A 25,674-nucleotide genomic window follows, 5' to 3' on the forward strand; every position below is an offset into this window, starting at 1 on the left:
CGTCAGGCCGACATGTACAGGCCGCCGTTCACCGCAATATTGGCGCCGGTGATGTAGCCGGATTCCGGTGCGCACAGGAATGCGACGACGCGGGCGATCTCGGCGGGCTCGGCCATGCGTCCGACCGGTATCTGTGCGACGATCCCCTGCAAGACTTCGGGTTTGATCGCTGCGGTCATCGGTGTGCGCACATAGCCGGGCGACACGGTGTTGACGGTCACGCCAAAGCGCGCGCCTTCCTGGGCCAAGGCCATCGTGAAGCCATGCATGCCGGCCTTGGCCGCGGCGTAATTGGTCTGGCCGAACTGACCCCTCTGACCATTGACCGAGGCGATGTTGACGATGCGGCCGAAGCCGCGCGCGCACATGTCCGCGAAGACGGCCTTGGTGCAGTGGAAAACGCTGTCGAGGTTGCTCGCCAGCACGGCGCGCCACTGATCCAGCGTCATCTTCACGAAACGCGCGTCGCGCGTGATGCCGGCCGCATTGACGAGCACGTCGGCTTTGCCCAGCCGGTCCAGTGCGGCACGCATCGCACCGGCGGCCGCCTCGGCATCGCCGAGGTCGGCGAGCTCGACGCCGACGTCGCAGCCGGCCTCGGATAAGGCGCGCTGCCACTGCGGGATACGCTCCGCCTCGGATGGATGGCCGAGCGCGACGACGCGCAGGCCGGCAGCGGCGAGTTGCCTGCAGATCTCGGTGCCGATGGCACCGGTGCCGCCGGTGACGATGGCGGTCATCGAAGCGGGCGAGGGCAATGATGTCATCGGCCTTTCCTGCGCTGGGCGGTGTAATGCACGGGGGTGTCCGGTTCGAGCTGGCGTTGCAGAGTGCGGCGTGCCTCGATCAGCTCGAGGCTGATGTCGTAGTCGAGCACGAGGGGTGCGCTGGTGCTTCCGTCCGGCGCGATCGCCAGTGCCTGCAGCCGGACCGGGCCGGCGATGTAGATCGGCTCGGTGTAGAGCGGCGAGCCAGATTCCGGCGGCCCGGCGATGCTATAGACGATGAAAGCCTGCGGATCGTCGGTTTCGAGGCGAATGCGCTGCGGCTGTTCGTAGCTTCCCGGTGGCGGGCTTGCGCGCAGATTCGGTGCGCTGCGACGGATCTCGCCGGGATCGCTGCGCATGTAGCGCGCCATCGGGCTCGACAGCCCGCTACGCGGGTTGTGCGCATAGCAGGTGTAGAGCCGGTTCGCGGCGAGCGGTTGTTCGCGGACCGGTGGCATGGCGGCATTGGGATAGCGGCGGTCATCGGTGCAATGGAGCTGGGCATCTTCTTGACTTGCACGCAGCACATTGCCCTCGCGGACGATCGTCGGCGGTTCGGCCTGCGGCAGAGGTTCCGCCGCAGCGCGCAGGAAGTCCACGATCGCGCGCATCGTTTCCGGCACGCGGGGCAGTTCGAGATGGTCGTAGTACGTGCCGTGCTCGCGGTTGTAGGCGATGTTGTAGGCGCCATCGAGGGCCGGGCTGTCCTCGCTGGGCTTGGGAAACAGGACATCGGCCCAGCCGGTTCCGTCGTAGAGCATCATGTAGCGGGTATGGCCCGGCGTTTCGCCGTGGCGATTGAGTTGTGCAAGCCAGGGACTGCCGGGCGCCAGCTCGAAGGACACGACGCGGTTCTGCCCACGGGCATCGGGCCACGCCGTCCAGACGCCGTGGTTGGCGCCGCAGGCACCGACGAAGTTGCGCACGCGGTGCCAGCCGTTGGTCTGCAGCATCCATTGACGCACCAACGTCACCCCGAGCGAGTGCGCGACGATGTCCACTTGCCGGATCTCGCGGCCCGTGGTCTTGGACAGATAGGCGGTGACGCTGTCGACGATGCGCTCGATGCTGTCAACCGACAGATCGTTGCTGTCGAAATAGCGCACATTGTCCCAGCCATAGCCGAGCGCCCAGAGCGCATTGACCGGGTAGCCGGCGTCGAGAAAGTAACGCCGTGCCGGCAGCCAGTAGCGCGCCGAGACGGTGTTGCCATGGACGAAAATCACCGGCGTCTGCGGCAATGCCGTTCCGCCGCCGCCGAAGCCCGGCATGGGTTGTCCGGTCTGGGCCGAGATCGGAGGCTGGTAGTCCGCCGGGAAATCGTGCAGACGCGGCGGCTCGATGCCGAGTTTCGGCAGCAGCCACTCACGTGGCGCACACGCGGCGAGTATGAACCCCGCGGCCAGCGCGACAAAAAGCCTTGTGCCGGTTTTCCGCAAATGATGTGCGTTCATGGTGCCCAGAACAGATAGACGAGCCGCAGCTCGAGGTAAGGTGAGGCCGAGACCGAGGCTGCTTCCTGCACGGCGTTCTGTGTCGAGACCAGTTGCGAGATCGGTGCTGCGCCCGGCGAATCCGGCGGCATCGCGTAGACGTCATAGACGGCATCGATCTGGCCACCACGACCAGAGATCGGTTGTGCGACGCGCAGATTGAGGACGGTCGAGGTGCGGTAGATGTAGTAGAGGCCCGCAGTCAGCAAGGTGCCTTTGATGCCGCGGTCACGATAGGGACCGGGCCGTGGCTCGAGATAGAAGAACTCGAGCGAGTTGCACAGCGCATCCGGGATCGAAAAACCGAGCAGGGCCTGGGTGCTGTTGCAGGCCGTCGTCGGTGGCAGCGGCTGGTCGCGCAGATTGAGCGTGAATTTGTCGTAGCGGTTGGGGCCGATGGTTTCGCGGTATGACCAGCCGATGTCGGCAAACCAGTGCTCGCTGAATTTCCAGGCGAGATTGACTTCGAGATTGCGCACGTCCGCCGGATCGGTCGGGGTCAGGCCACCGAACGCAGGCTCATCATTGTCGCCGTTGAACTGCCAGGCGACCGTCCCGTCCAGGTAGATCCGGCCGAACAGCTCGGCATGCACGGCGAGCTGTGGAATCACACTCCAGTAGTTGGTGCCGGTGTTGAGCAGCGAGTCGGTGTCGTAGCGGCCGATTGGGAACTTCACCGTCGTGCCGAACAAGCCGTTGAACTTCAGCGGTCCGTAGCGGTGTTCGAGGCCGTAGATGCCGCACAGCCCGAACAGATCGCCCAGACCACTGGCACCGGAGTGCTGGCCGGCGGTGAGCCCGCGTCTGACGGCATTGCCGGTGGCCTGTTGATGACCGAGCGTGCCGATGATGCGGCAGAACTGCGGGCGGTCGCGTAAAAAGCCGATCTCCGAATCGCGGAAGAGGTTGCCGATCCACAAATACTTGAGCAGCAGCAATGTCGCATCGACACTGTCGCCGGGCGGAATGAAAGGGGCGCCGGTGTGCACCTTGCGGCCGTTGCGGTCGTAGATCTCTTCGATTTCGGTGGTGATCAGCGTGAACTCGGTGTACTGGCCCGGTGCGAGCCGGGCGTACTCGGAGAGATGCGGGGTGAAGACGATGCCGGCCTGGGCGAGGCCTGGCACGCTCAAGGCGAGGATCAGCGCGAGCAACCGGTGCATGGGAACGCGTCTCCTTGTCCGAAGTTGTGGCGCAGACTGAGCACAAAGCGGTCCGAGGCATAGCTGCGCGCAGGGCCCAGACCATCGACCGTGACCGTTTCGCCGGGGGTTTGGCTGCAGGTCGCCGCGCCCTCGATACAGCCGGCGGGCTGGCGGTTGGTGAACGGCAGATCGAAAGCTCCGCTTTTGCCGGCCAGCGGGTGTGTCCAGCTCAGGCTGAGCAGCCAGCGCTGACCGATGAAGCCGCTGAGTGCGATCGTGGCCGTGCGCAATGATGTGCCTTTGTCGGTGTACGTGCCCGGCGTCGGTACGGTGTCCGAAGACGCATTCGGTGGTTCTGGCGCATTGGGTGCGAACTGCGGATCCTCGTAGCGGTTGTTGGCGCCGCGGCGTTCAGTGAGCGACAGGGTCAGGTGCAGCCCCGGCCGCAAGCGCTGGTCGAGGCTCAGATCAACCCAGACCTCATCGCCTTGCTCGGCCGGCGCGAGTCCGCCGAACTGGGGCTCGTAGTTGCGCAGGTGGATGCGGTAACCCCCGCCAGCTTCGAGAATCGCGCTCTGCCACGGGCGCCAGGCGGTGCCCAGCCGGGCGTGAAAGGCCCAATGATTGCTGCCGGCATTGGTGGGCGCCTCGTGCTCGTAGACCCCGGTCGGTACGTTGATCCCCAGCAACAGCAGGCCGGCGTTGCCAGGCACGCTGTCCTCGCTGCGCCAGTTGCTGCTGCCCCAGAGAAAACTGCCGAATTCGAGCGTCGTATCACCAACGCCGCTGCCTTCCCGCTTGAGGTCGGCTTGCGCATCGACGTAGCCGGCGAGTGCGCCGTCTGTCTGGGTCTGTACATGGCGCAGCGTCACGCGTGCGGTGTGCAGCCGCGAGGAGAAAAACGGCAGGCCCTGACTTTCGAACAGCGGGAAGGTCCAGGCAAAGCGCGCGTAGGTTTCGCGCAGAGGCAACTCGGTCTTGCCCGCGAGCGTGGGCAGCGCGGTGTCGCGCTCGTCGCCGTTCTGATCAAAAACCCGGTCGCGCGCATCCCGCAGATGACCGAGGTCCAGATACAAGCCGGGGTACAGTGGCAGATAGCGGCCGAGCGTGACGTCCTCGGCGTGTGCGGCAGGAAGCGCGAGCAGGCAGGCGAGGGCGAGCGCCTGCCGGTACCCCGATGATTTGCGCGGACGTCGCATCGATGGATTCAGTGGACGCATCCGTTCTCCTGTTCGAACAAGCGGCGGATCTCCGATTTGAGGATCTTGCCGGCTCCGCTCTTGGGCAGACTTTCGAGAAACAGCACGTGTTTGGGCACCTTGTAACCGGCCAGGCGCTGCTTGAGCGCGGCGCGCAGGGTTTGCGCGTCCATCTGCACGCCGGGGGCGAGACGCACGGCGGCCAGCCCGACCTCGCCCCAGCGCGAATCGGGGACGCCGACGACGGCGCATTCGGCGACGCCGGCGCATTGCGCGAGTGCCGCTTCGACTTCCGCCGGATAGACGTTCTCGCCGCCGGAGATGTACATGTCCTTGCGCCGGCCGACGATGTAGAAAAAACCGTCGGCGTCCTCGCGCGCGAGATCGCCGGTCCACAGCCAGCCGTCGCGCAGCGTTTGCGCCGTTTCCTCGGGGCGGCGGAAATAGCCCAGCATCAGATGCGGCCCGGCCAATGTCAGCTCGCCGATCTCGCCGCGCGCCACGGGTTGGCCATCCGCTGCGCGGATGACGGCCTGTGCGTGCAGGACGGGTTTGCCGACAGAGTCGGGACGGCGTTGCGCCTCCTCGACATCGATCGCAAAGCAATTGACGCCTGCTTCGGTCATTCCGTACCCCTGTTTGAAACGCACCCCACGGGCGCGGAACGCTTGTTGCACAGGCTCCGGGCAGGGCGCGCCGCCGGAGATCGTCCAACGCACGCTGGAGAAATCGGTGGTGGCGAAGTCGGCGTGTTCCGCGAGCATCTGGAACATGGTCGGCACGAGGAACATCAGGGTCACGCGCTCGCGCTCGACCAGACGCAGGTACTCGCCGGCCTCGAAACCTTCCTGGAGGATGACGCGTCCGCCGGCGTGCAAAAGCGGCGTGGTCAGCACGTTGAATGCGGCATGAAAGGCCGGTGTGGCCTGGATCGCGCAATCGTGTTCGCCGACGCCCCACGAAAAGCAGGTATTGACGGCGTTGTAGAACAACTGGCGATGTGGAATCAGTGCGCCCTTGGGTAATCCGGTGCTGCCGCCGGTGAACAGCAGCATCGCCGGATCCTCGCCGCCGATGCCTGCATCGGGCAGCGCCCGGTCCTCGGCCGTGGCCAGCCAGTCCTCGTAGTCGTCGAGCGCGCGCAGCGGTACACCGGTGGCAGCGGCGAGCGACGCACAGGCGTGGTCGTGCAGCATGAGCACGGGTTCGACATAGCGGGCGAGGCGGGTTTGCTCGTCGGCCGACAGGCGGGTGTTGAAGGGGGTCGCGATATACCCGAGCCGCGGCGCTGCCAGCAGCAGATCGACGTGGGCGATATGGTTGGTCGCCATGATCGCGACACGGTCGCCCCGGCGCACCCCGGCCGCATGCAGACGTACGGCGAGCTTTTGTGCGCGGTGGTCGAGTTCGGCGTAGCAGTACCAGCGCCCGCGAAACTGCAGGGCGGGGCGTTGCGGCGTCAACCGCGCGCGGGCAGCGGCGATGTCGGGGTTCATGGTTGCCTCAGCCCACCGCAGATCCAGCGCGAGGGCGTCGTGCTCGGGCAGCGGGTGTGGTTTTGTTCATCGATCCTCCATACGCACGGTGTGCGTTCGCGGTTTGGGTTTTGTGGGACTGTGGCTTAAGCCATCGGCACCGGGGCATTTCTCCGATAGCGCACGCAGATGGCGTTCCACACGTAGCCGATGCCGGCCGCACAAAGCACGGCGACATCGCCGTCGCGCAGGCGCTGCTGGTCGCGTGCGAGCTTGAGCGAGAGCAGCGGATCGATCTGGCCGATGTGTCCGTAGTCGGCGAGGTAGATCGAGCGCCCGGCATCGACGCCGATGCGCTCGAGCACGGCTTCGTGCGCGCTACGCTTCATGTGCAGCATCGCAACGTAGGCAAGCGCATGCGGGGCAATGCCGCTGCGCGCACAGGCCTGCTCGATCACGTGGACGAAGTTGTCGAGCGAGCGTTGCTCCAGGCGCGCCTTCATGCCCGCCGGGTCGGGGACGTGGAAGCGGTAACGCGCGAGATTGTCTGCGCGCAGCACCTCGCGCGTACCGCCGACCGGGATGATCACGTCTTCGGCGAAACTGCCGTCGGTGTGGAAGGCGGCGCCCAGAATCTCGAAGCCGGGGCCGTCGCGCGATACGACGGCAGCGCCACCGCCGGCCGCAAGGTTGTTGAGAAAACGGGTGGCGGGATCGCGGTAGTCGACGAGATCGCCGTTGCGGTAACCGCCGGCGATCAGGATGTGATTCAGATCGGGATTGGCCGCGAGCGTGTCGCGTGCGAGCTTGAGGGCGAGCACGGCGGTGCCGCATTTCTGACCAAGGTCATATGCATAGGCGCGGTGTGCACCGAGCGCGTGGGCGGCATGGATGCCGGCTGTCCAGACCGGGTATTCCTTGTACTCCTCGGTGATCGAGATCAGCACATCGATCTGTGCGGCGCCAATGTCGGCATCGGCGAGCGCCGCGCGTGCCGCGCGGATGCCCATGGCATTGCTGTGGTCATCCGGCCCCGGCACGGTTTTGCCGTGGATGCCGAGTTTGTCGCGCACGATCGCTTCCGGCACGCCGCTTCGCAGGGCGATGTCCGCGGCGGTCCAGCGTGTCGCGGGCAGATAAATCCCGAGTCCGCGCAGGATCATGGCCGATCGGTCTGGGCCGGGCGCGGGGCGATGCCCGAGCAGATGAAGTCCATCGCCGCATCGAGAACCTGGGGCGGCGGCAGGCTATTGCGCCACAGGCAATGGCGCAGGCCGAGGAAGTGGCCCAGGCCCATGATCGCCCAGGCGCGCACCTCGGCATCCCCGGGCGCGAGCGCTCCTGCTGCGGCGTCACGGGCGAGGCTGCGTGCATAGCCTTCGGCAAGGCGCTCGTAGTACTCGCGGAACGCGGCTTCGTCGACGAACTGCGCCTCCTGCACGATGCGATATAGCCCGGGGTGGCGTTGCACGAATTCCAGAAACGCCTCGAGTCCGGCGCGCTGGGCGTGGAGGCGATCGGCGTGCCGGGCACTGGCCTGGGCCATGTGCTTGCGCAAGGCATGGCCGATTGCACGGACGACGGCGCCGAAGATCGCCTCCTTGCTCGGGAAGTAGATATAGAACGTGCCCTGGCTGACCTTGGCGCGGGCGGTGATCGAGCTGACCGAGGCGGCATGAAAGCCGCGCTCGCCGAATTCGGCCTCGGCGGCATCGAGCAGGCGACGCAGGGTGGCCTCGCCGCGCGCGGTCGCGGGTTTGGCCTTGGGGGCAGCCGCTGAAGCGCCGGCGGTCATCGCAGGGTCAAACATGACAGATGAGTCATGTCTCATATCTTGGTCACGGGTTCGTGTCTGCGTCAAGCGCAGAGGTGGTTCAGCGGTATCCGCCCTGGGCGTCGGCGAGCCGGCCCGTAAGCTGACGGTGCGCTGCGGTCGGGGTCCAGATTTGCAGCAGGGCGCGTTCGCCGGGGACTATGGGCGTCCACAGCTCGCTACCGGCGGCTTCGCGGTAAGGGCCGTGGCGCAGACGGCCGTCGGGCGAGCAGAACCAGATCTGCGTGCGCGGCGGCAGCTTCAGGTCGCTCAGATGCAGCGACAGGGATCGGGCTCCCGCGGATTGCAGGATCAAGGTCAGGGAGGACCAGCCTTGCGCCTGGTGCTGCCAGCGCGCGGCGCGGGTCAGGCTGCGGTCGATCGGCAGACTCCGGGCAAACGCGGCCGGGTCGTCCGGCGCAGACGCCGGTGTCGGCGCGAGTTCGAGGACGGCGACGTCGGCATCGGCGATGCGGCAGGCATCCGGCGGGTAGGGATCTGCTGGCGTGGCCGTCTGGACCGCGTCAGTCGCGCAGCCCGTCAGCACGAGGACGATCCACAGCACGGGCACGCGCAGTTTCATCGGCGGGTTTCCTCCACGCGTTGCACCCGCGCCAGTATGCCCAGTTTGGGACTGTCGAGATGGTGCAGTTCGTCACGCCGCATGCGCCGCCGTTCCTGCAACCGATAGACCCGAAGGCCTTGCGCGGTCGGTACGGTGTAGCGCAGGTCGGCATCGAGTTGCAGGTAGCGGTTGAGCAGCAGCGCGACGCTGCCCTCGACCGGCGCAGTCAGATAGCTGCTGAGGTTTTGTGCGTCGGTGGCGGCGAAGCTCTGGCCATGACGGATCTGCAGGGCCGGCCCGCGTTCCGATGGTGGGTCGGTCTGGGTCCAGGCCAGACGCACAAGCGGCTGGAAACGGGCGGCGTTACGCAGCCGGTTCCACTGCTCCTGCAGACCGAATTCGCTGTCCGGCAGGATGCGGATGCCAAAAGCCGCAAGCGTTGCGCGGTCATCGAGCGCAATTGCATTATCGGTGGAGGGCGCCTGCGCTGCCATACCGGCTTCGGTCGTGGCGGATTTGTCGAGAAAGACGATCAGATCGACGCGGTAGGTGTCGGCGGCGGCGGGCAGGCTCGATGCCGCCAGCAGCACGAGCAGGCTCTTGGCGATCCAGCGTTTCATGCGTCTTCCTTCATGCGGTCACGGCGCTTGCGGGCGCAGTGTAGCCAACAGCTCGGCAGCGCGCGGTGCACGGGTCTCGACACGTTCGAAATCGCCGTAACAGTGCAGACGTGCTTGGCCTTCCAGCTTGTAGGTTTTCGGCTGGCTCTGGATCAGGCGAATCAGCTTGACCGTGTCGATGCGCACCTCCTTGCCGAATTCCAGCGTGATCACCCGGCTGGTTGCGCGCAGACGCAACAGGCCGAGTTGATGCGCGGCGATACGCAGGGATGCCGCCTCGAACATGCGCTCGGTGGCCGGCGGCAGATTGCCGAACCGGTCGATCATTTCAACCTTGAGCTCGGAGAGTGCATCCTCGCTGCGGGCCTCGGCCATGCGCTTGTACAGCGTCAATCGCATGTGCACGTCGGGGATGTAGTCGTCGGGGATCAGCGCGGCAGCGCCGAGATCCACTTCGCATTCGGTTTCGCCGAATGGCGCATCGTCGAGTTTGCCGGTCTTGATCGCCTTGACCGCACGGCCGAGCAGCTCGGCATAGAGCGTAAAGCCAATTTCTTCGATCTGTCCGGACTGCTCGGCGCCGAGCAGCTCGCCGGCGCCGCGGATCTCGAGGTCGTGGGTGGCCAGCGCAAAACCCGAGCCGAGATCGCCGAGCGTTTCGATCGCTTCCAGACGACGTGCCGCATCGGGAGTGAGTGCGCGCCGGCTCGGGATCATCAGATAGGCATAGCCGCGGTGATGGCTGCGGCCGACGCGGCCACGCAGTTGGTGGAGCTGCGCCAGGCCGAAGCGGTCGGCGCGGTCGATGATGATGGTATTGGCGCTGGGTACGTCGATGCCCGATTCGATGATCGTCGAGCACACCAGGATGTTGAAGCGCTGATGATAAAAATCGAGCATGACCTGCTCGAGTTCGCGCTCGCGCATCTGGCCATGGGCGTAGCGGACGCTGCCCTCGGGTACCAGCTCCTGGATCTTGCGCGCGAAGTTGTCGATGTCGCTCACCTCGTTGTGCAGGATGTAGACCTGGCCGCCGCGCCGCAGCTCGCGCAGGCAGGCCTCCTGCACCAGCGCGTTGTTCCACTCGCAGACCTGCGTCTTGATCGCCAGGCGCGAGGCTGGGGGTGTGGCGATGATCGACAGGTCGCGCAACCCGGCGAGCGACATGTTGAGCGTGCGCGGGATCGGTGTTGCGGTCAGCGTGAGCAGATCGACTTCGGCGCGCAGATTCTTCAGCCGTTCCTTGTGCCGCACCCCGAAGCGGTGCTCTTCGTCGACGATGACGAGCCCGAGGTTTTTGAACTGCACGTCGTCTTGCAGCAGGCGGTGCGTGCCGATGACGATATCGATCGTGCCGTCGGCGAGCTGCCTGAGGATCTCGCCCTGTTCCTTGCTCGAGCGCAGGCGCGAGAGCGCGGCGATGCGCACCGCAAATCCAGCGAAACGGTCGGAAAAATTCTTGGCGTGCTGCTCGACCAGGAGCGTCGTCGGCGCCAGCACGCAGACCTGACGGCCGCCGCTGGCGGCGACGAAGGCGGCGCGCAGCGCGACTTCGGTCTTGCCAAAGCCGACGTCGCCACAGACGACGCGGTCCATGGTCTTGGGCGCGCGTAGGTCGTCGAGCACAGCATCGATCGCGCTCTGCTGATCCGGCGTGGGCGTGAACGGAAAGCCTGCGCAGAAGCGCTGGTACTCGGCCGCATCGAATGTCAGCGCCAGGCCGGGTTTGGCCATGCGCCGCGCCTGGATCTGCAGCAGCTCGGCGGCGACATCGTGCGCTTTCTCGCGGGCGCGTGCCTTGGCCTTGGCCCAGCGGTCCGATCCCAGGCTGTGCAACGGCGCCGTTTCCGCTTCGCCGCCGGTATAGCGGTGGATCAGGTTGAGCGAGGCAACCGGCACATACAGCTTGCCGTCGTTGGCGTATTCCAGGACCAGGTATTCGGCCTCGATGCCGCCGGCATCGAGTTTCTGCAATCCGCGATAGCGGCCGATGCCGTGCTGCACGTGGACGACGGGTGCACCGGGCACCAGCGCCGATAAATCGCGCAGTATCGTGTCCGGATCGCGCACGCGGGCGCGGCGGCGGGGCAGTTGCGTGGGTGCATGCAGCCCGAAGATCTGCGCCTCTGTCACCACGCAGATGCCGGCCGCGGTTAGGCGAAAACCGTCCTGGATCGGGCCGAGAGTGAGGCCGTAGCGCTTGCCGTCGCTGACAAAGGCCGCCCAGTCGGGATAGTCGCGCGGCAGAATGCCCAGCGGCTTGAGCCAGGCCAGCAGCGCCTCGCGTCGCCCCGGTGATTCGGCGACGAACAGCACGCGATCTTCGGATGTGCGCAACAGCGCACGTGTTGCATCGGCGCCGCGTTCGAGCAGGCTCACGCCGCTGTCGTCACTGCCGTCGGTGGTTGCGACCGTGATCCGTGCGAAGCGCTCGAGATCGGCGAGCGCCTGCGCCGGCGTTCGGAGCAGCTCCGCGGGTTTGAGGAGCGGGCGTTCCAGATCGCCGCGGTAGCGTTCGTAGCGCTCTTCGATCTGCCGCCAGTCTTCCGCCAGCGCGGCGGAGAGATCGTCCAGCGCGATGAGCAGGGCATCCTCGGGCAGATAATCGGTCAGTGCGGCCGTTGTGCGGTTTTCGAAGAACAGCGGCAGCCAGGCTTCGATGCCGCCGGGCATCAAACCCTTGCTCACCTCGCTGTAGATGCGCGAGCGTGCGGGGTCGCCGGCGAAGGTTTCACGATAGTTACCGCGGAAGGTTTCGATGCCTACCTTGTCGGTCGGGAATTCACGCGCCGGCAGCAGCCGTATCGCGCTGACCTTGTCCTGGCTACGCTGGGTTTCCGGATCGAAGGTGCGGATCGTTTCGATCGTATCGTCGAACAAGTCGATGCGGTACGCCGCCTCGCTGCCCATCGGAAACAGATCGATGAGTGCGCCGCGCACGGCGAATTCGCCTTGGGTCTGCACTTCGGACACCGATTGGTAGCCAGCGGCGACGAGCCGTTCGCGGAAGGCGATGGGGTCGAGCGTGTCGCCAACGCGCAGTTCGAAGCTGCGGCTGTCGAGCCAGTGTCGCGGCGGCAGGCGCTGGATCAGCTGGTCGGCCGTGGTCAGCAGCACTCCGCGTCGCATCATCGGCAAGCGTGAGAGCGCGCTCAGCCGTTGTGACAGGATCTCTTGATGGGGTGAGAACTGGTCGTAGGGCAATACCTCCGTATCCGGCAAGTGCACCAGCGGCAGCTCGGCCGGCAAGAAAAAACGCAGCTCCTGCTCGAGACGGTAGGCATGTTGCTCGTTGGCGACGAGGACGACGCAGGGCCCGGGATGACGCAGGGCCGCCATCGCGGCGGCGAGCGCGGCCGGTGCGCCGCTGAGCGCGGGCCAGGTGAGGGCACCGACCGACGGCAGTGGAGGATGCAAAGGTGAGAAACGCACGGTGATTGCGGATTGCGGGCCGCGCCGCCGTTGCGGCATGGAGCACGAAAAGGGGGCGGATTATCTCATGCGCGGTTTGGTGTGCCGGGCTGATGGGGACAGTTGACGTGCATCGGGAAATTCCCGGCTATAAAATGGAAATTAATTCTCATTTGCCTCATGGATATCGATTGATGCATCCGTTCGCGCGCCGGCTCCAGGGAGTCCTGTGGGTTCTTATCTTGATGGTCGTGTGGCTTTCCGCCGGCGCTGCCCATGCCAGCGCCTCTGCCGACTCGGTTGCGACCATCTGGCGGCTGCTCGATTACATCGCCGTGGATTATCGCGGAGCGGTCGATGAGCAGGGAGCCGTCATCGATGCCGGTGAATACGCCGAGATGCAAGAGTTCGCGCGCACCGTCGCCGAGCGGCTGGCGGCACTGCCTGCGATTGAGGCTGCGCCGCAGTTGCAGGCGCAGGCGGCGGCTCTGGTCGCAGCGATCGATGCGCGTCACAAACCGCAGCACATCGCTCAAGCTGCGCGCAGTCTGGCGGATGATCTGATCGTGGCTTACCCGATCGTGCTGGCGCCAGCCGCGCCGCCGGATCTCGCCCGCGGACAGGCGCTTTATGCCGAGCACTGCGCAGCTTGTCACGGTGCACGGGGCGCTGGCGACGGACCGCTTGCCGCTGGCATGGATCCGCCACCGATTGCCTTCACCGACGCCGAACGCGCATCCGAACGCAGCCTGCTGGCGCTTTACCAGGTGACGACGCAGGGCCTCGACGGTACGGCGATGCCGAGTTTTGCCCATCTCTCCGCGGAAGACCGCTGGGCGCTGGCGTTTTATGTCGGCGGGCTTGCCTTTTCTCCAGAGCAGGCGCAGCGCGGTGCCGCGTTGTGGCGCGAAGGGATCGGGCGCAGCCTGCTGCCCGATCTGAAGACGCTGAGCGCGACCACGCCGGCTGCGCTCGCCACCGCACTGGGCCCTGAGCCGGCAACGGCGCTGATGGCCTATCTGCGCCATTCACCGGATGCCGTCATCGCCGGCAGTAGTCAATGGCTGGCCATCGCCCGCGAGCGGCTCGATCGGATGCGCAAGGCCTATGCGAGCGGTGATCGCCGCGCCGCGGCGGATGCGGCGCTGTCGGCCTATCTCGATGGTTTCGAGCCGATCGAACCCTTGCTGGCCACGCGCGATTCAGCACTGCGCACGCGTGTGGAAGCCGCGATGACCGAGCTGCGTGCACGGATCGCCCGCGGCGCGGCGCCCTCCGAGGTCGAAGCGCAGGCACAAACCGTCGCTGGATTGTTCGACGAGACCGAGCGCGTCCTTGGTGCGAATGCAGCCGATGGCGCGCAGGCCTTTTCGACTTTCCTCGGGGCTTTGACGATTCTGCTGCGCGAGGGGTTGGAGGCGCTGCTGATCGTCGTGGCCATCGTCGCTTTTCTGCGCAAAGCCGAGCGCAGCGAAGTGCTGCCCTACGTGCACATTGGCTGGATCGGGGCACTGGCTGCGGGTGTGGCGACCTGGGGTGTGGCGACGTACCTCGTCAGCATCAGCGGCGCCGGCCGCGAGCTGACCGAGGGTATCGCTGCCTTATTCGCCGCGGCGGTGTTGCTGTTCGTCGGCATCTGGATGCATGGCAAGAGTCAGGCCGGCGCCTGGCAGCGGTATGTCCGGCAGAAGCTGTCGCAAGCCTTGTCGAAGCGTTCGGCCTGGTTTCTGGCACTGCTGGCCTTCGTCGTCGTTTATCGCGAGGTGTTCGAAACGATCCTGTTCTACGCCGCGATGTGGACGCAGGGCGGGCACCGCGCGATCGTCGCCGGTGCCACGACCGCGGCCCTGCTGCTCGTGGCGATCGCCTGGGCCATGCTGCGCTGGTCACGGCGTTTGCCGATCGCGCAGTTTTTTGCCATCAGTGCCGCGCTGGTCGCGGTGCTGACCGTCGTGCTCGCCGGCAAGGGTATCGCCGCGCTGCAAGAGGCTGGCGTCATCGGTGTGCGCACGCTCGATGCACCGCGTATCGACTGGCTCGGCATCCATCCGACCTGGCAGGGCATCGGCGTACAGCTCGCCGTCGTGCTTGTGCTGATCGGTGGGTTTGCCTGGAACCGCCATACGGCGCGGATCGCGGCACAACGGACCGCCTGAAAACCTGATCGATGCGATCAGGTCCCTTTTCCTGCCCTGGATCGCGCAGGACCTCGCTCTCGTCGTATCAGGCAAGCCGTTTGCGGGCTTGGGCAGGTGGTGGGTTCGGTTGGTTCTCGCATGCGTCTGCGAGGCAGGATGAATGACGCCGGCATGCCGGGATCTCGGCATGCCGGCGTCGCAACCGGATCTTACGTCTGGTTTTGCGGCTGGCGCTCGAAGCGCAGCTCGCCGTCGACCGCATCGACGACGACCTGGTCGCCGGCGGCGAAGCGGCCGTCGAGGATCATCCGCGCAAGCGGATTTTCGACCAGCGACTGGATCGCGCGCTTGAGCGGGCGGGCGCCGTAAACCGGATCGAAGCCGGCCTGGGCGAGACGGTCGAGCGCCGCATCGGTGAAGCGGAGGTCGATGTTGCGCTCGGCAAGCCGCCGCACGAGGTACTGGGTCTGGATACGCGCGATCTGCCGGATCTGCGCCGAGCCCAGCGGGTGGAACACCACGACCTCGTCGATGCGGTTGATGAACTCCGGCCGGAAATGCTGCGAGACCGCGCCCATCACCGCTTCCTTGATCGCCGCGTAGTCACGGTCATCGCGGCTCATCATCTCCTGAATGAGCTGCGAGCCGAGGTTCGACGTCATCACGATGACGGTGTTGCGGAAGTCCACAGTGCGACCTTGACCGTCGGTCAGACGGCCGTCGTCGAGCACCTGGAGCAGCACGTTGAACACTTCCGGATGCGCCTTTTCGACTTCGTCGAGCAGGATGACGGAGTACGGCCGACGGCGTACGGCCTCGGTCAACTGGCCGCCTTCCTCGTAGCCCACATAGCCGGGTGGCGCGCCGATCAGCCGGGCCACGCTGTGCCGCTCGCCGTATTCCGACATGTCGATGCGCACCATTGCATCTTCGCTGTCGAACAAAAAAGCGGCGAGTGCCTTGCACAGCTCGGTCTTGCCCACGCCCGTGGGGCCGAGGAACAGGAAGGAGCCGATCGGCCGGTTGGGGTCGGAGAGCCCCGCGCGCGAACGCCGGATCGCGTTGGAAACGGCGGTGATCGCCTCGTCCTGGGCGATCACCCGCTCGTGCAGCGCACTCTCCATCCGTAACAGTTTCTCGCGCTCGCCCTCCATGAGCTTGGAAACCGGGATGCCGGTCCAGCGCGAGACGACCTCGGCGATCTCGTCCTCGGTTACGCTGTTGCGCAGCAGTTCGAATTTGGGTTTGGGCGCACCATTGCTGCTGCTTTGCGCCAGGCGCTTCTCGAGCTCCGGGATACGGCCATATTGCAGCTCGGCCATGCGCGCGAGATCGCCGCCGCGGCGCGCCGCCTCGAGCTCGATGCGCGCGCGCTCGAGCTCTTCCTTGACGCCGGCGCTGCCGGCTACCTGGGCTTTCTCGGCCTTCCATTTCTCCTCGAGATCGGCGTACTCGCGTTCGAGTTTGGCGATTTCCTCTTCCAGCGCGGCGAGCGAGCGTTTGGCGCCCTCATCGGATTCTTTTTTGAGTGCTTCGCGCTCGATCTTGAGCTGGATGAGTTTGCGATGCAGCCGGTCCAGCGCCTCCGGTTTGGAGTCGATCTCGATGCGGATACGCGATGCCGCCTCATCGACGAGGTCGATGGCCTTGTCCGGCAGGTTGCGATCGGTGATGTAACGGTGCGAGAGCTTGGCCGCCGCAACCAGTGCACCGTCGGTGATGTCGACGCCGTGATGGACTTCGTAGCGCTCTTTTAAGCCGCGCAGAATCGCAATCGTGTCTTCCACGCTCGGCTCGCCGACGAACACTTTCTGGAAGCGGCGTTCGAGCGCGGCGTCTTTTTCGATGTATTTGCGGTACTCATCGAGCGTGGTGGCACCGATGCAGTGCAGCTCGCCGCGCGCGAGCGCGGGTTTGAGCATGTTGCCCGCGTCCATCGCGCCTTCTGCCTTGCCGGCGCCGACGAGCGTATGGATCTCGTCGATGAACAGAATGACGTTGCCTTCCTGCTTGGCGAGGTCGGAGAGTACGGCTTTCAAGCGCTCCTCGAACTCGCCACGGAACTTGGCGCCGGCGATCAGTGCGCCCAGGTCGAGCGACAGCAGGCGCTTGTTTTTGAGGGACTCCGGTACCTCGCCGTTGACGATGCGTTGGGCCAGACCCTCGACGATCGCCGTCTTGCCAACGCCGGGTTCGCCGATCAAAGCCGGGTTGTTTTTGGTGCGACGGGACAGCACCTGGATGACGCGCCGGATTTCCTCGTCGCGCCCGATCACCGGATCGAGCTTGCCGCTGGCGGCGCGCGCGGTCAGGTCGATGGTGTATTTATCGAGGGCCTGCCGCTGCTCCTCGGCATTCTGGCTGTCCACTCTCTGGCCGCCGCGCACGGTTTCGATGGCTTTGAGGATCAGTTCCTTGCGCGCACCAGCCGCGCGCAGGGCCTCGCCCGCCGGGCCTTTGTCATCGACGGCCGCGAGCACGAACAGCTCGGTGGAGATGAACTGATCCTTGCGCTGCTGCGCGAGCTTGTCGGTGAGATTGAGCAGCCGCGCGAGCTCGGGTGAGATCGTGACCTCGCCCGTGGCCTCGCCGAGCCGGGGCAGATGTTCCAGAGCCTGGGCCAGGCGTGTGCGCAGCAGGTCGATGTTGACGCCTGCGTTCTGCAGCAGCGGCAACGTCGAACCCCCGTCCTGCTGGAGCAGGGCGGTGAGCAGATGCACCGGCTCGATCGCCGGATGATCGCGACCAACGGCCAGCGACTGCGCATCGGCCAGCGCCTGCTGGAAGCGGTGGGTGAGTTTGTCCATTCGCATGGGGAGTTTCCGTAAAAACCAATCTTGCCCCGACAGATGCGGGTGGGCGGCGGCAATTCAAGTATGACCGGGCCAAATTGTCGGCGTGCGCGGAAAGGCGTACAGTCAGGCGGTACCGTATGGGATTTGCCGCTAAAAGAGTCGGCACCCTGTGCGGCATGACCAGAATAACGGGGCCCCGCGGAGGGCCGATCAATCGAGGAAAGACCACTGCTCCCGCCCCCCGGAGCGGTTGTGACCGGGATACGCATGGTGGAGGATCGGTACGTGAGCGAAGCGTGGTCGGGTGTTGGGATTCGCGGAACATCGGCAGTGACGGCAAGGAGTGGGACGGCGGCGACCCTGTTTCAGGGCTTGCTGTACAGCGGTGTGGTCACCGGTTTGCTCGTATTGATCGTCCGCGCCTACGGTGAACAGCTATCGACCCCGTACCGGGTACTGGCTCTGCTCGCTGCTGCGTTTTCGTTCTTGATGCTGGGGCGGTTCGATCTGCTCGCCGCCTGGCACATGGGGCGCCCCGGCTCGATTGGTACATAGGTGCTCTACACCTGGGCGGTGATCGTCGGTCTGCTGCTGTTTATCGCCTACGTCGCCAAGTATTCGAGCTACTTTTCGCGTGTGATCATGACCGCCTGGATCGTGATGACACCGGCCGCGCTTGCCGCTCTGAATCTGCTTGCGCGTGGCTTCGCACGCCGGTTCGTGCCGCATGCGATCGCCCAGCGCAGCGCGGTGATCGTCTTTGCCAATGAGTCGGCGCAGCTACTCGCACGCAGTCTGCAGGAATCGGACTTCTACCGGCTCGAAGGATTTTTCGATGACCGCGGCGATGCCCGCATCGGGGTGGCATCACGCATGGCACCACACCTCGGCAGAATCGCGGATCTCACGCCATACATCCGCGCCAAAGGTATCGATGTCGTGTTCGTGATGTTGCCGGAGCAGGGGATCGGACGGGCGCTGGAAATCGCAGACGAGCTTGGCGATACCACGGCCTCGGTTTATTTCGTGCCCAACTTCGCAATGTACGACATTCTCGGTGCCGAGCTCTCCGAGATCGAGGGAGTGCCGGTCCTGAAGGTGGCGGAGACGCCGCTGTTCGGCGTCGATGGGCTGTACAAGCATGTCTTCGACTTCACCGCGGCTTTCTTCGGTCTGCTGGTGCTCTCGCCGGTCTTTTTGCTCGTGGCACTCGCGGTGCGCCTGGATTCACCAGGGCCGGTTCTCTACCGACAGAAACGCTACGGGCTCAACGGCCAGGAATTCGTCGTCTATAAATTCCGGACGATGCGCATCAACGATCCGGAGGATCGAATCGTTCAGGTGTCGCGTGACGATCCGCGGGTGACCCGGGTCGGGCGTTTTCTCCGGCGCACATCCATCGACGAGCTGCCACAGTTGTGGAACGTCGTGCGCGGCGACATGAGCCTGGTCGGGCCACGCCCGCACGCCGTGCAGCACAACGAGTACTACCGCAAGGCTGTCAAGCGCTACATGCTGCGCCACAAGGTCAAGCCGGGCCTGACCGGCTGGGCCCAGGTCAACGGCTTGCGGGGGCCGACCGCGGAACTGGCCAGCATGGAAGAGCGCTTGCGCTACGATCTCGACTACATCCGCCGCTGGACGCCTTGGCTGGACATCAAAATCATCTTCATGACCCTGCTGATGATTCTGCGTGATCGCAACGCGTTCTAGCGGGCTGGGGTCCGCGCGATTGGCGCTGTCAAACTCGTTCTCTCCTTGCCAGCCAATGGCTTGCGGCGATATTGTCAGTGCCGTGTCAGCTTGACGAAAGGCTATTGCGGTGCCGGCGGCTGAACGTCGCGGGGCGCGTGCATGCGAATCGGACCGATGGATCATCTTCCGGCCATCCTGAAAGTCGATGCCAGTGGCATGCCGGTGGCGTGGATTCACTGGCAGACGGCGGTCGTGCTATATGCGCGTGAGCGTGTGCGCTGGGAAGCCGGCGCGAAGCGTTTCGTGATCCGGGGTGGCATCAATGCTCGCACGGGCCGGCGGTCGTCCATCGAAATCGGCTCGATCATCGCCGTGGCCGATCGTTCCCATCGCCATCTGCGCGGGGTTCCTCTGCTGACCAACCGCACGCTGTTCCAGCGCGACCGCCATCTATGCCTGTATTGCGGCCGGCAGTTTCCACCGGCCCAATTGACGCGCGACCACGTCGTGCCCGCCTCGCGTGGGGGGCGTTCGGTCTGGGAGAATTGCGTCACGGCCTGCCGTGCCTGTAACCAGCGCAAGGACAACCGCACGCCGGAGGAGGCCAACATGAAGCTTCTGGCCGTGCCCTATACCCCGAATCTGGCCGAGTATCTGATTCTGTCCAATCGCCGCATTCTGGCCGACCAGATGGAATTCCTGCTGGCCCACGCGCCAACGCATGCGCGCATGCTGTGAACGGCCGCTTCCACCCGATCAGGGGAATGGTGCTGTGGCATCGACATCGGCAGAATGGGCTAGGCGGCGGTGCCAGAAGTGACGTATCGTTCGACATGAGATGTGAACTGGTGCACAGTTTTTCAGAAGAACGGCGGCAGCGCCGTCGCTCGGCACCGATGGGGGTAGAACGATGATGGCAAAAGCGCAGACGCAGACCGCCGGGGGGAGTGCGTCGCAACCGGGTTCTGGCGCAACGGGAACGCCCAACCCGATCATCGCAGCATTGCATGAGATGGCCGTCTCGGTGCTCAGCGAGCAGCTGCGCGAGATGTTCGAAAAAGCCGACGACATTCTGTTCGATTCGGCCGAAAAAGCCCGTGCCAGCGACGAGCAGCGTCTGTACCTGGACACCATGCGGATCGTGCGTGTCCAGCGCAACAAGATCATCCAGGCCTTCCAGGAGTCGCTGCGCAGCGCGCTCGCCGGTCTGGACAGCGCAGACGACGCCGAGGAAACAGCGCGGCTTGACGACATCAGCCAATGGTCGTTGCAGGACGGTGACGCCCTCGAGGAGCGCATTGCGGTCAGCAACATGCAGACCAAGGCGGCTTCGCTGCACGCGCACGAGCTGGTCGAGCTGCAACGCCGGCTCGCGCGTCTGGCCGATCTGAGTGGTGGTGGGCTGTCGCCCGATTCGATGTCGCCGGCGCGCATCATTCGCGCCTTCCAGAACTCGATGCGTGATCTGAGCGTCGATTTCCCGATCAAGCTCGTGATCTACAAGCTGTTCGACCGCGTCGTCGTCGGTCGGCTGTCCGAAGTGTTTGTCGGCGCCAACCAGTTACTGGCCGTACACGGGATCGAGCCGCAGGCCGATGCTCTACCACGCCCACGTCCGCTCCCGCCGCGGCAGGCGCGCAGCCTGCCGCCGGAGGCGGGGGTGCCGGCCTGGGCGGCAGGTTTCGACAGCACGATGATCAACCGTTTTGCCGCGCTGCCTGGCGGGGTTGCCGCCGATACTTCATATGGAAGCCTGGGCGTGCCGGGAGGCAACTGGGCAGCAGCGCCCGCGTTTGCGCCGGCGACATCCACTGGCGCCTATACGGACGGCATCCTGGCTCAGGAGGTCACGCATATCCTCAGCGCTTATGCGCAGGGCCGGCGGCCGCAGGCGCCGGCATGGCTGCCGCCGGAGAATGTCGCGTTGGTCGCGCGCATGTTCGACGGTTATTACCGGGATCCGCGGCTGCCCGACAATCTCAAGCCGATGCTGGCCAAGCTGCAGATGCCGGTGATGAAGATGGCGCTTGCCGATCCCCGCTTTTTTACCGATCCCCAGCATCCGGCGCGGCGCACGATCAACGATCTCTTCGAGATGCTGCTGCAATTCGGTGCCGCCGAGGCCGCACCATCGCCGCAGATGGTCAATGAACTGCAGGGGTTGGTCGATGCCGTCGGGCAGGCCTTCAATCTCGACCCAGCGCGGCTGCGCGCCGAATCGCGTGATCCGGTCGATGACCGTACGGCCGAAAGCTTCCTGCGCGAGCAGGAAGAACAACAGCAGAAAAAGAACCGCGCACGCATCGAGCGTGTGCGCCGGATCGTGTCGTATGAACTCAAACGCCGTATCGGCGACCGCCGGATCGCGCCAGGCGTGATGCGGCTCATGCTGTCCGGTTTCGGCCCGCTGCTGTGCCTCGATTACATCCGCAATGGCATCGAGGGGGCATCGTGGACCCAGACCATGCGTTTGGTGGACCGCGTGCTCGCAAGCCTGGAGCCGACGCACGCCACGGCCGAAGCACGTGCGGCCGAGGAGGCCGAGATCGTGGCCACGATCTCACGCCGGCTCGCCAACATCGGGTTCTCCGAAGAACGCCTGGAAGAAATCATTTCCGGCCTGCTGCAGGCTTATCTCGAACTCGCCAAGCATCCGCCCCGTCCAGCCGCGCCTGCGGCCGATGTCACGAGTCCGTCTTCCGCCGAGCCCCCGAAGTTACCGCTCGAACAAGAACTGCAGGGCTTGCTGTCGATTCTCCTGGTGCCGGGTGCTTGGTTCACCCTCTGGGATCCCGCGGCACAGACCAAACACTGGGTGCGGGTCAGGGGTTATTACCCGGCGCAGGACAATGTCATGTTCGGCCACTACATGGAAGAGCGGTATCTGCGCATGCGGGCCACGGCGTTCGCGACGGCTCTGGTCGAGGGCCACGCATCGGCCATCGATCCTTCGCCAGAGCTGCAGAGCGCCATCGCTCGCCTGGCGGAGTTGCCGTTCGAGCGAACGACAGACTCCATCGTCTGGACGACCGCTGAGGGGCGTCCCGTATAACCGCCCACAACGGACCATGCACGGCCTGCCGAGATCGGCAGGCCCGTGTCCCTGAGTTACAGGTCGTCTAGGTCGAGATCGTCGTCGACCAGGCGGCGCAGTTCGCGTTCTTCTTTGTATTTCTCGACGTCGCGCCAGTCACGTAGTTTGGTCGTCGCCGGACTGGCGATCGGTTCCTCGACGCTCAGAACTTCCTCGTCTACGGTCTCGGCTTCGTCGACGAACTCGTCAAATGCTTTGGGAGCTTCGGTCTGGGTTTGCGTTTTTTTGGGTTTGCGCGGCATTGCTGCGTACTTCCTCGACGAATGGCGGACGTCTGCCGCCAGCATTCGCGCGCGTTTTTAGCAGGCTTTGCCGACGACGGGAAGCCCTTGATGAAACATATTAAAAATCATGGAGATGCATCATGGTTGTCGGGTTTTCCGGCGGCTCATGCGCAGCCGTGCGGCGAGCAGGACCATCGCCCAGACCAGTGCGCCGGAGCCGATCACGCCGCCGCCGCTGCTGCTGCCGCGGTGCTGGGCTTCGACGCTGCAGGTTGCACCGCGCACGTCTTGCCCCGCCGGGGCAAGGAAGGTCTCGAGCGTGTACTCAAGCTGATCCTCGAGCGCATAGTTGAGCACGGTGACGTAATAAGTTCCGGCGACGGGCCTATCGATGACGACGCGCTCGGCGCCGTCTTCGGCGCCACCGATGTGATCCGCGTCGGTGAAGTAAGTGGGATCGTCCTCGGGTGGTGCGCCGAGATCGATGTTGTACTGTGGCGGTGTGCCGCGCTTGACCAGGATGTCGATGTCCGCGGGTGCCGCGGTGCAGAACACCAAACGGTTGTCGGCGGGAACGGTGGTGAGATCCAGGTGATAGGTGTGGAACTCATCATGCAGACCGGTGGAGAGCCGGGCCGATCGCGGCATGCCGAGTGCGAGTTTCGCCAGTTCCAAGCGGAAATGCCGCTGTGTCTGGTAGCCGCCGGCATTCGCGCGCAGCTCGAGTGCGAAATCACCCTCGGCATGGGGTACCGTCGGTGTGCCGACGCGCGCCGGAAATCTCAGCGTGGCGCGCCCGCCGGTTCCCAGCTCGGCGAGCGGGGGTGGTGCAGACGTGATGGTCACCGGAATGCCGCTCACCGACAGGGTCGCTTCGATGTTCGTGGCTGGTTGCCACAGATTCTCGATGTCGATTTCGAGCGTCAGCGATTCGCCAGGGTCCAGCCGGTGGTTGCCATCGTCGATGAGCCGGACCGCGTGCACCACCAGGGACGGCCCAGGGGTGAGATCCAGGCTATTGTCGGCATCGATCCGTCCGCCGGCCGTCAGCAGGCCGGCATCACCGCCGTTGACGCCATCCTCCGCGCCCTCGATCAGACGGGCCTTGATCTCGCGGTAGGTGGCAGTGGGATGTGTCATCGCGATGAGGGCGGCGACTCCGGCCGTGTATGGCGAGGCGAACGAGGTGCCACTGACGCCACAACTGCCGCCGTTCATGCAGTCGTTTGGCGTGCTCCAGCCGCCCCCGACGGTGGTCGTCACGATCTGTAAGCCGGGCGCAGCGACGTCGGTGGCGATCGGTCCGTACTGACTGAAGCTGGCGATATTGTCCTGACGGTTCGTCGCTGCCACCGTCACGATGTTGGAGGCATCGTAATTCGCCGGGTAGGCAGCGACCGAATAGTCCAGATTGGAATCGGAATTGCCGGCTGAGGTCACCAGCAGCACACCGGCTTGCTCCAGCCTGCGGATCGCGTCGAACTCGGCCTGCGAGAAATCCGGGCCGCCATAACTGGCATTGATGATGCGCGCGCCGTGGGTGCGTGCGTAATCGTAGGCGGCGAGAATCGAAGCCGAGTCGAGGATCACCTCGCCATCCCGGATGCGTCCGACTTTGAGCGGCATCAGCTTGACGTTCCAGGCTACGCCGGCGACGCCGATGCCATTGTCACCGATGGCGCCAAGCGCGCCGGTGACCAGCGTGCCGTGGTCCAGGATCGGGTTTTCGGGGTTCGGATCGGCGTCATCTCCGGCGAGATCGGCGCCGGGCACGATGTTCGCGGCCAGATCGGGATGTCCGGTATCGATCGCATCATCGATGATGGCAACGATGACGTTGCCATTGCCGGTGCGGTCGGCCACGTCATCGCCATCGCGATCCCAGGCCTGGGGGAGATTCATGTCGGCGCCGACGATGCTCGCCAACTCGGGGTCGTCGGTCGCGAAATTCGCCTGGCCGGTGCTGTGTAACCCCCACTGATGGGTAAAGAGCGGATCATTCGGAAATGCCGCATGCCGTTTGCGGATGTAATTGGGTTCGGCCCATGCGACCTCCGCTTGCTGGCGCAAGGCCGCGATCACGCCAGGGACATCGGTGAAAGCTGGGACTTCGAGCAATTCGATCTGCCCCTGCGCCAGCGTGCGCCGGACCCGCAAACCCAGCCTCTGTCGTGCCGATTTCGCGTGCAGCATGTTTGCGCCATCGCGATACTGGACGATGACCTCGTCAGGCACATAGCCCTGATACGGTGCGTACTGCGCTGCCTCGGCAAACCCGATCGGCAATGCCACCACGGCCATGACCAGGAGCATGTCGGTCGGATGGCGCATCAAAGTCTGAGTGTTCATGCCCGGTTCCTCGCCGCTGGCGTTTTACGCCGTGATCGGTAGAATAGCCGGCCTCGCGTGGGGCGGTAGCTCAGCTGGGAGAGCGTCGCGTTCGCAATGCGAAGGTCGGGAGTTCGATCCTCCTCCGCTCCACCACTCACTGCAAGGCTGGTTACGCGCTGGCTTTTTTATCGCCCCGCGCAGGGCTGGCCGCAGCGGGTTGGGTGGACGGTGTGAATCTGATCCTCATCGTCCCGGATCCGCGATAAATCACCGACCGCAGCAAACCCTGTCGCGGCCCCCTCAGTCGCAGTGCACTGCACAAACGTGTTGAACCTCGGCAGGTCGAACCCCGGCAGTTAGATTGATACGATCGTCGGCGGGGTACGCAGTCGCTTTTAGCGCACCGCCGGCTGTGGGTGCGGCGGCTGGCATTTCACGCCCCACATGCTTTGTGCGCGCGTTTTGGCGGAGGCGGTGAGATTCGAACTCACGAACGGTTGCCCGTTGCCGGTTTTCAAGACCGGTGCAATCAACCACTCTGCCACGCCTCCGGAAGATTTTGTGGAGGGCCCGACATCCCCCCACCTTCAGTAGCGGTTCGATCTAGAGTCCGGGTTGGATGGTAGCCGATGCCAGTTGCCTGGCATAGGCGCTCGGTGTCAGCCCGCCCAATGCCTGCTTCGGCCGCTCCTCGTTGTATTCCCGGCGCCAGGCTTCGATCACGGCACGGGCGTGCAGCAGGTGGGTGAACCAATGCTCGTTCAGGCACTCGTCGCGCAGGCGGCCGTTGAACGACTCGACGTAGGCGTTCTGGTTCGGTTTGCCTGGTTGGATCAGACGCAGCTGCACGCCACGCGCGTGCGCCCAGGCGACCATGGCCTTGCCGCAGAACTCTTTGCCGTTGTCGGT

At 65.1% G+C, this 25,674-nt stretch carries 19 protein-coding genes and 2 tRNA genes; 6 read left to right on the forward strand and 15 right to left on the reverse strand.

Going from position 1 to position 25,674, the window contains the following annotated elements; translation table 11 throughout:
* Positions 1-2 precede the first annotated feature (2 nt).
* From phbB to mfd, 10 genes are all read right to left on the reverse strand, one after another.
* Entirely contained in the window at positions 3-767 is a 765-nt protein-coding gene (gene phbB / locus BMZ48_RS11150; protein ID WP_091535165.1) for an acetoacetyl-CoA reductase, read from the reverse strand.
* Positions 764-2,221 (reverse strand): chitobiase/beta-hexosaminidase C-terminal domain-containing protein, encoded by a 1,458-nt coding sequence (locus BMZ48_RS11155; protein WP_091535168.1) that lies wholly within the window; start codon positions 2,219-2,221, stop codon positions 764-766. The genes phbB and BMZ48_RS11155 overlap by 4 nt, the downstream gene beginning before the upstream one ends.
* A complete protein-coding gene (locus BMZ48_RS11160) occupies positions 2,218-3,423 on the reverse strand; it encodes a transporter (protein ID WP_091535170.1) in 1,206 nt (401 codons plus the stop codon). The genes BMZ48_RS11155 and BMZ48_RS11160 overlap by 4 nt, the downstream gene beginning before the upstream one ends.
* On the reverse strand, positions 3,402-4,625 hold the full coding sequence (locus tag BMZ48_RS11165; protein WP_091535173.1) for a transporter: 1,224 nt from the start codon (positions 4,623-4,625) through the stop codon (positions 3,402-3,404). The genes BMZ48_RS11160 and BMZ48_RS11165 overlap by 22 nt, the downstream gene beginning before the upstream one ends.
* Positions 4,613-6,100 carry an acyl-CoA synthetase gene (locus tag BMZ48_RS11170; protein WP_091535176.1) on the reverse strand — a complete coding sequence of 496 codons (1,488 nt, stop codon included), beginning with the start codon at positions 6,098-6,100 and terminating at the stop codon, positions 4,613-4,615. Before BMZ48_RS11170 ends, BMZ48_RS11165 begins: the two co-directional genes overlap by 13 nt.
* 125 nt (positions 6,101-6,225) lie before the next feature.
* On the reverse strand, positions 6,226-7,242 hold the full coding sequence (locus BMZ48_RS11175) for a 3-oxoacyl-ACP synthase (protein ID WP_091535179.1): 1,017 nt from the start codon (positions 7,240-7,242) through the stop codon (positions 6,226-6,228).
* Positions 7,239-7,889, reverse strand: a complete 651-nt coding sequence (locus tag BMZ48_RS11180; RefSeq protein ID WP_159431162.1) for a TetR/AcrR family transcriptional regulator — start codon at positions 7,887-7,889, stop codon at positions 7,239-7,241. The genes BMZ48_RS11175 and BMZ48_RS11180 overlap by 4 nt, the downstream gene beginning before the upstream one ends.
* Positions 7,890-7,953: 64 nt before the next feature.
* A complete protein-coding gene (locus BMZ48_RS11185; protein ID WP_091535184.1) occupies positions 7,954-8,475 on the reverse strand; it encodes a hypothetical protein in 522 nt (173 codons plus the stop codon).
* On the reverse strand, positions 8,472-9,077 hold the full coding sequence (locus BMZ48_RS11190) for a CsiV family protein (protein WP_091535187.1): 606 nt from the start codon (positions 9,075-9,077) through the stop codon (positions 8,472-8,474). Before BMZ48_RS11190 ends, BMZ48_RS11185 begins: the two co-directional genes overlap by 4 nt.
* Before the next feature lie 18 nt (positions 9,078-9,095).
* Complete coding sequence (gene mfd, locus BMZ48_RS11195; protein ID WP_436198147.1) at positions 9,096-12,548, reverse strand: transcription-repair coupling factor; 3,453 nt, start codon at positions 12,546-12,548, stop codon at positions 9,096-9,098.
* 185 nt (positions 12,549-12,733) lie between these two features.
* Here mfd and BMZ48_RS11200 point away from each other — a divergent pair, with 185 nt between their 5' ends.
* Positions 12,734-14,644, forward strand: a complete 1,911-nt coding sequence (locus tag BMZ48_RS11200) for a cytochrome c/FTR1 family iron permease (protein ID WP_234981622.1) — start codon at positions 12,734-12,736, stop codon at positions 14,642-14,644.
* Between the two features lie 191 nt (positions 14,645-14,835).
* Here BMZ48_RS11200 and clpB read toward each other — a convergent pair whose 3' ends face one another.
* On the reverse strand, positions 14,836-17,439 hold the full coding sequence (gene clpB / locus BMZ48_RS11205; RefSeq protein ID WP_091535191.1) for an ATP-dependent chaperone ClpB: 2,604 nt from the start codon (positions 17,437-17,439) through the stop codon (positions 14,836-14,838).
* Positions 17,440-17,751: 312 nt separating this feature from the next.
* Between clpB and BMZ48_RS11210 the strand changes: the two genes are divergently transcribed.
* From BMZ48_RS11210 to BMZ48_RS11225, 4 genes are all read left to right on the forward strand, one after another.
* Complete coding sequence (locus BMZ48_RS11210) at positions 17,752-17,976, forward strand: hypothetical protein (protein WP_143383687.1); 225 nt, start codon at positions 17,752-17,754, stop codon at positions 17,974-17,976.
* Entirely contained in the window at positions 17,977-19,134 is a 1,158-nt protein-coding gene (locus BMZ48_RS11215) for an undecaprenyl-phosphate glucose phosphotransferase (protein ID WP_091535196.1), read from the forward strand.
* 156 nt (positions 19,135-19,290) lie between these two features.
* Positions 19,291-19,854 carry an HNH endonuclease gene (locus tag BMZ48_RS11220; protein WP_091535198.1) on the forward strand — a complete coding sequence of 188 codons (564 nt, stop codon included), beginning with the start codon at positions 19,291-19,293 and terminating at the stop codon, positions 19,852-19,854.
* Positions 19,855-20,026: 172 nt separating this feature from the next.
* The gene (locus BMZ48_RS11225; RefSeq protein WP_091535203.1) at positions 20,027-22,168 is read left to right on the forward strand and encodes a DUF1631 family protein; all 2,142 of its coding nucleotides are present in this window, start codon (positions 20,027-20,029) and stop codon (positions 22,166-22,168) included.
* A 56-nt stretch (positions 22,169-22,224) separates the two neighbouring features.
* Here the strand turns inward: BMZ48_RS11225 and BMZ48_RS11230 are convergent, their stop codons facing one another.
* Both BMZ48_RS11230 and BMZ48_RS11235 read right to left on the reverse strand, forming a co-directional pair.
* On the reverse strand, positions 22,225-22,452 hold the full coding sequence (locus tag BMZ48_RS11230; RefSeq protein WP_091535208.1) for a hypothetical protein: 228 nt from the start codon (positions 22,450-22,452) through the stop codon (positions 22,225-22,227).
* 120 nt (positions 22,453-22,572) lie between these two features.
* Complete coding sequence (locus BMZ48_RS11235; RefSeq protein WP_091535210.1) at positions 22,573-24,783, reverse strand: S8 family peptidase; 2,211 nt, start codon at positions 24,781-24,783, stop codon at positions 22,573-22,575.
* 59 nt (positions 24,784-24,842) lie between these two features.
* Here BMZ48_RS11235 and BMZ48_RS11240 point away from each other — a divergent pair.
* Positions 24,843-24,918, forward strand: a tRNA-Ala gene (locus tag BMZ48_RS11240).
* 310 nt (positions 24,919-25,228) lie between these two features.
* Here the strand turns inward: BMZ48_RS11240 and BMZ48_RS11245 are convergent.
* Positions 25,229-25,316, reverse strand: a tRNA-Ser gene (locus BMZ48_RS11245).
* A gap of 52 nt (positions 25,317-25,368) precedes the next feature.
* Positions 25,369-25,674: integrase core domain-containing protein (locus tag BMZ48_RS11250; protein WP_143383688.1), on the reverse strand; the 306-nt coding region annotated here is incomplete at its 5' end.

Origin of the sequence: Fontimonas thermophila, from assembly GCF_900113085.1 — a bacterium.
Lineage (GTDB): Bacteria > Pseudomonadota > Gammaproteobacteria > Nevskiales > Nevskiaceae > Solimonas > Solimonas thermophila.